Origin of the sequence: Acinetobacter sp. YH12227, from assembly GCF_013417785.1 — a bacterium.
Taxonomy (GTDB): Bacteria; Pseudomonadota; Gammaproteobacteria; order Pseudomonadales; family Moraxellaceae; genus Acinetobacter; species Acinetobacter gandensis.
On sequence record NZ_VPDH01000114.1, the window covers coordinates 1 to 6722 of the forward strand.

Consider the following 6722-nt stretch of genomic DNA (forward strand, 5'->3'; position numbering starts at 1 on the left):
AAATGATTGTGGTAAGCACTTGATGGGCAAGGCTTTAGATGCAGAAGAAAGATTACATGTTTGCTTTAAAATAATCACAAGCATGATGAGCGCAAAGCACTTTAAATGTGACTTGTTCCATTTTAGATATTTGTTTAAGATAAGATATAGCTCATTGAGATGTGTCATAGTATTCGTCGTTAGAAAACAATTATTGTGACATTATTTCAATGAGTTATCTATTTTTGTCGTGTACAGAGCTGTAATAATTATTCGCAAGCAATAAGTACGTTTTAAAGCCTTTGGAAATCAAAATCCAATAAACCGGTGTTCGAGGATGGCGAAACTTAAAGTTGATAATATAGCGAAACATTGCGCGGGTAAGCGCTCGATTGCCCCAGTATTGTTTTTCGATAATGGTATCGCCACTAAAAAATGCATGACGCGCTTTACCATTCACTACAAAGTCGCGTTCCATCACGGTTGAGAAGCCGACAATTTGTTTATTCTTGGGTTCAATAATAAAAAATACACCAGTTTTTTCGAGAAAATCACGCTCAAAAATTTCATACCGTGTATTGGCATAGTAGATTTGATAAATACTGTACATGCGCTTCAGTTCTTGTACAGTGACATCACCTGTACGTTTGTACTGGCTAAAGGGTTCTTTTTTTAGCTGACGAAGCAATTTAAGTTCAATCATAATCATTCTTCCCTGTTGCGTAACATTCATAATGAAACGCGATATTTTTTTTGTTTTGCACAGAACATCCACTCGCAACCTGCGTTGTGGTGCGGTCGCAATATTAGTAGCTTGAATTATGAAATTGCAATCATCTTTACGTTTCTACACGAAAAATGCGACAAGTGTAAAAATAAAGAAACCCGGCCTAAACCGGGTTTCTTTTTTATATCTAATCAGTTAAAGATAAGTGCGTTTTAGTTAAGCATCATCTTGTCAAAAATAAGATGGTCGCCATCCGCTTTAATGACAATTGTATCCCCAGGTTGGAATGCACCTGACAATATTTTTTGAGCCAAACTATTTTCAACTTGCTGCTGAATTGCACGTTTTAGTGGTCGAGCGCCATAAATCGGGTCAAAACCAGCCTCAATCAATAATTCAAAAGCATTATCCTCAACCGATAAACTCATGTCTTTATCAGCCAAACGTGCACGTAAGCGATCCAACTGGATATCTGCAATACCGCGAATTTGCGCTTTTTCCAATGAATGGAAGACCACAAGTTCATCTATACGGTTCACAAACTCAGGACGGAAGTGCTCAGATACAGCAGCCATAACAACAGCACGCACTTCCTCTTTGCTTGGATGATCACCTAATTCACGTACATCAGTCGAACCTAAGTTTGATGTCATCACAATAACCGTATTTTTAAAATCAATCACACGGCCTTGCGAGTCAGTTAAACGACCATCATCCAATACTTGCAATAAAATATTGAAGACGTCTGGATGTGCTTTTTCAACTTCATCAAATAACACCACGCTATACGGTTTACGACGAACAGCTTCGGTAAGCACACCACCTTCTTCATAGCCGACATAGCCCGGAGGTGCACCAACTAAACGACTCACTGAGTGTTTTTCCATAAACTCAGACATATCGATACGAATCATGGCATCATCACTATCAAACAAGAAGTTTGCCAATGCTTTGGTCAATTCAGTTTTACCAACCCCTGTTGGCCCTAAGAACAAGAATGAACCACTTGGACGATTCGGGTCAGATAAGCCTGCACGTGAACGACGTACTGCATTTGAAACTGCCACTACGGCTTCGTCTTGGCCAACCACACGGTTATGTAAAAAATCTTCCATATGTAGAAGTTTTTCACGTTCACCTTGCAGCATTTTGGCAACTGGAATACCCGTTGCTGCACTTACAACTTCAGCAATTTCATTTTCAGTGACTTTAGTACGAATCAGTTTAGGCTCTTCGTTGGTTTCAGCAACTTCTTCTTCATTTAAGCGTTTTTGCAATTCTGGAATCACTCCATATTGCAAACGACTTGCTTCAGCTAAATCACCTTCACGTTGAGCTTTTTCAAAAGCTGTACGTGCTTTGTCTAATTCAATTTGTGCTTGATTTGTACCATCGACAAGACGCTTTTCAGCAATCCAAACTTCTTCTAAATCGCTGTATTCTTTTTGAACTTCAGCAATTTGTTTTTCCAAATGCTCAACTTCAGCTTTAGAGACTGAATCTGCATCTTTTTTCACCGCTTCTAACTGCATTTTCAACTGAATTAAGCGACGATCTAAACGGTCTAATGGCTCAGGTTTTGAGTCAATTTCCATTTTGATACGTGATGCAGCTTCATCAATCAAATCAATCGCTTTGTCTGGCAATTGACGATCAGTGATGTAACGATGTGACATTTTTGCCGCAGCAATGATGGCTGAGTCTAAAATTTGTACGCCATGGTGAGTCGCGTATTTATCTTTTAAGCCACGCAAAATCGCAATGGTATCCTCAACACTTGGCTCATCAACCAATACTTTTTGGAAACGACGCTCTAAAGCCGCATCTTTTTCAATAAATTGGCGGTATTCATCAAGTGTTGTCGCACCGACACAGCGAAGTTCACCACGTGCAAGCGCAGGTTTAAGCATGTTACCGGCATCCATTGCACCGTCGCCTTTACCAGCACCAACCAAAGTATGTAGCTCATCAATAAATAAGATGATTTCACCATCATATTTAGCGAGGTCTTTGAGTACTGCTTTTAAGCGTTCTTCAAACTCACCACGGTATTTGGCACCGGCTAGTAATGAACCGAGGTCAAGTGAAAGAACACGTTTACCTTTTAAGCTATCCGGCACCTCACCATTGACGATACGCTGTGCTAAGCCCTCGACGATAGCTGTTTTACCAACACCAGGTTCACCAATCAGTACTGGGTTGTTTTTACTACGACGCGATAAAACTTGAATGGTACGACGAATCTCTTCGTCACGGCCAATCACAGGATCAAGCTTACCTTCTAAAGCACGTGCATTTAGATCGAGTGTATATTTATTCAGTGAGTCACGTTGATCTTCATGGTTATTGCTCATGACTTGTTCACCACCTCGAATATTTTCAATTGCTTTGCGCAGCTTATCTGAAGCCACACCCACACTATTTAAAATAGATTTTGTTTTACCTGTTTCAGCTAAGCCTAAGATAACCCAATCTGTTGATAAGAACTCATCACCAGCTTTTTGCGCAAAACTATCGGCTAAATTAAGTGCCTTCACTGCTTCTGGGTTTAAGTTAATATCCCCAGTTGGACTACTCAATGTTGCTGCGTCTTTTAAAGCTTGCTGGAGCTTAGTTTTAAGCTCTGGAAGATTAGCACCAGCTTGCTGAAGTAAGCTCTGATTTGAAGGTTCCTCAAGCAAGGATGCCAGAATATGAATACCCTCGATCGCTGTATGATCCTTGCCCATTGCAAGTGATTGAGCATCGGACAGGGCTTGCTGCAAACGGTTTGTGAATTTTTCGAATCGCATTCTTGTTATTCCTCACAACAATTTCTTTACTTGAAGCATATATGGGAGCGGCCATTAGAATTTCAAATATATTTTTTAAATATTTTTCAACACCTTAACCATTAAAAAATTATAACTCCATAGTAATATTGGTATAAAAAGATAAGATTTCAAGGGCACATCTTAAGTTATTTAAAAAAAACAAGGTGCTTTATATGCACTTGTCTTTTATATGAAATAAATTGTCATTAATTAGCCTAATTTGAAAATAATAATATCAATCTTGAACAGATAAATTCTCAATAAGAAATAAAAAAGTCTGAAACAATTCAGACTTTTTTATCAAGCTATACAAAATTTAATCATTAAGGTGCAGGATTGGGTTGCTGACGGTGAATATCTTCAATGCCTTTTAGTACTTCTTCAGATAAATTAACATCAAACGCATCAATATTTTCTTTGAGCTGATCTAAATTTGTTGCGCCAATAATTGTACTTGTCACAAAGAATTGCTGTTTGATAAAAGCAAGCGCCAATTGCGTCAAGGTTAAACCGTGCTTTTCAGCCAATTGTGCATATTGTTCTGTAGCCCATTCACTTTCAGGGTTTGAGTAGCGACTGAAACGTGAAAAAAGTGTTACACGCGCATTGGCAGGTCGTGCACCATTTCTAAATTTACCCGTTAAGTAACCAAAGGCCAATGGCGAATAAGCCAGTAAACCTATACCTTCATAATGCGCAATTTCTGACATCCCAATTTCATAGGTGCGATTCAACAAACTATAGGGATTTTGTACACTAACAAATTTTTCGAGACCTAATTTTTCTGCCAAGTGTAAAAATTTCAACGTTCCCCATGGCGTTTCATTTGATAAGCCAATGTAGCGAATACGTCCTTTTTTAATTTCATTACTCAGTGCAATCAAGGTTTCTTCAAGACTCGTTACGGTTTGATCACTCGTCGCTTCTGTATTGCCATAGCCCAATTTGCCAAAGAAATTGGTCGGACGCTGTGGCCAATGTAATTGATAAAGATCGATATAGTCTGTTTGGAGTCGGGTTAAAGACTGATCTAATGCAGACTCAATTTCTGAAGCAACGAATTTGGTTTTTCCATCACGTATATGACTACCACCTTGTGATGGTCCTGCGATTTTTGAAGCAAGGAATAATTTGTCACGCCCACCACGTTCTGCAATCCAGTTTCCAATAATACGCTCAGTTGAACCTTGGGTATCTGGTTTGGGCGGCACGGGATACATTTCCGCTGTGTCCCAAAAGTTTAATCCGCGTTCCAAAGCATAATCCAATTGTTGAAAAGCATCCGCTTGAGTATTTTGTTCGCCAAAGGTCATGGTGCCCAGACATATTTCAGGAAGTAAAATGCCAGTATTCGCTAATGGTTTAAATTGCATAAGCCTTCATTCCCTATAATTTTCTATTTAGATCAATGTTAAAAGCTGGTTAAGCCTACTTAAAATATCATTATTGTTTAAATCATAATTTCCTGAATGGTTGTCATTTTTTATGACAAGCTCAACATTTGTTAAATTTTAGACAAAAAAAAGCAAATCCCTGGATTTGCTTTTTTTCAACTTAGAAGAATTTATTCTTCGTCTTCAAAGTCATCTGTTGCCAACTGACTTTTTTCTTCTAGCGATGCATCAAAAATAAGAATCGCCTTACCATCAGTTTCGATCATGCCTTGCTCTTCAAGTGTCTTAAGAACACGGCCCACCATTTCACGGGAACAACCCACGATACGGCCAATCTCTTGACGAGTAATACGAATCTGGCGACCATTTGGCAAAATCATTGCTTCTGGCTGAGATGATAAGTCAATTAAGCAACGTGCAATACGACCAGATACATCTATAAATGCAAGATCTGTCACTTTGCGAGTCGTGTTTTTAAGACGACGTACAAGTTGAGCAAATACTGCATAACTCAAGTCTGGATATTGTTTACTTAATTCATGAAAATTTTCATAGGTAATTTCAGCAATTTCACATACATCACGCGTACGAACTTCCGCAGTACGTTGTGCATTTGCTTCAAATAGACCCATTTCCCCAAAAAAGTCACCCGCATTTAAATATGCCACAACAATTTCACGCTCATCATCTTCGCGTAAAATAATAGATACAGAGCCCTTAAGAATTAAATACAAAGATTTAGATTCTGAACCCGCATCAACGATAGTGGTACGTTTTGGGTAACGATTAATATATGCACGTTTTAATAATGCCTTCACCGACTCAGGTAACTGCCCCGGAGATAGTGCATCTGTGCTAAGTTGTGAAAAGTTTGAAGTCATGCTAACAGTTCCGAAAATGGATAAATTTTAGATCGCACAAGACCTAAATTGAACTTGTCACACGTTAGAGTTGAAATTCCTTATCAACTCAATTTATGGTAGTGTACAGGTACTGCGTAAATTTATAGCTTTTTTTAGGGACTTGCAATGCAAACGAGTGTTCATTGGCTAGAGAATGTTGCTTTTGAAGCAAAAACTCAAAGTGGTCACACTATCATCATGGATGGATCGCCTGAATATGGTGGTGAAAACCGCGGTGCACGCCCAATGGAATTGATTTTAACTGGCTTAGGCGGTTGTGCTTCATTTGATATCGTGACGATTTTAAAGAAAGCACGTCAAGACATCACTGATGTTCGCTGTGAGTTAAAAGCAGAACGTGCTGATACTATTCCTGCAGTTTTTACTAAGATTCATTTACATTTTGTTGTTACTGGTAACGCCGTTAAAGAGAAGCAAGTTGCTAAGGCAGTTGAACTGTCAGCAGAAAAATATTGTTCTGCAAGTAAAATGCTAATGGACGGTGGTGTAGAAATTACCCATGACTTCGAAATTTTAGAAGCTGAAGCTGCATAATATTTTTGCTTAATTATTTAATAATCAGCCGCATTCAATGCGGCTTTTTTTTGACCAATCCGCTATAGAACACATTGTATGGCACTACTAAATAGTTATAAATAGAGATCTATAAATCTAAAAATTTGGCTTAATAACTTATAACGCTCAATATCAAAATTCCTATACTTGCACTTTGATGCATTTTCACCCTATTCCTGCTCATGATAATTTTACGACTCATACCGGCTTTGTTGCACAAACCTATCTGTAAAGGCTTTTTCAGCGATATAATTTTCAAATGAAGAAGCCTGCACACAAAATCTACCGCACAACCAATTGGCCCGCATATAACCGAGCACTTATGAGTCGC

At 38.6% G+C, this 6722-nt stretch carries 5 protein-coding genes and 1 pseudogene; 1 reads left to right on the forward strand and 5 read right to left on the reverse strand.

Translation table 11 applies throughout. The annotated features are described in order from the left end of the window. The 5 genes and pseudogenes from FTV09_RS16545 to crp form a co-directional block, all read right to left on the reverse strand. Positions 1-168 (reverse strand): annotated as a pseudogene (locus tag FTV09_RS16545) (IS4 family transposase); the annotation flags it as partial. 46 nt (positions 169-214) lie between these two features. After that, the gene (locus FTV09_RS16550) at positions 215-682 is read right to left on the reverse strand and encodes a hypothetical protein (protein WP_180058916.1); all 468 of its coding nucleotides are present in this window, start codon (positions 680-682) and stop codon (positions 215-217) included. 236 nt (positions 683-918) lie between these two features. Further along, a complete protein-coding gene (gene clpB / locus FTV09_RS16555; RefSeq protein ID WP_180058917.1) occupies positions 919-3498 on the reverse strand; it encodes an ATP-dependent chaperone ClpB in 2580 nt (859 codons plus the stop codon). 344 nt (positions 3499-3842) lie between these two features. Beyond that, the gene (locus FTV09_RS16560; protein WP_180058918.1) at positions 3843-4892 is read right to left on the reverse strand and encodes an NADP(H)-dependent aldo-keto reductase; all 1050 of its coding nucleotides are present in this window, start codon (positions 4890-4892) and stop codon (positions 3843-3845) included. Positions 4893-5083: 191 nt separating this feature from the next. Next, entirely contained in the window at positions 5084-5794 is a 711-nt protein-coding gene (gene crp, locus FTV09_RS16565; protein ID WP_067762263.1) for a cAMP-activated global transcriptional regulator CRP, read from the reverse strand. Between the two features lie 147 nt (positions 5795-5941). On the opposite strand from crp, the gene FTV09_RS16570 reads away from it, so the two are divergent. Continuing rightward, the gene (locus tag FTV09_RS16570) at positions 5942-6370 is read left to right on the forward strand and encodes an OsmC family protein (protein ID WP_180058919.1); all 429 of its coding nucleotides are present in this window, start codon (positions 5942-5944) and stop codon (positions 6368-6370) included. Positions 6371-6722 lie beyond the last annotated feature (352 nt).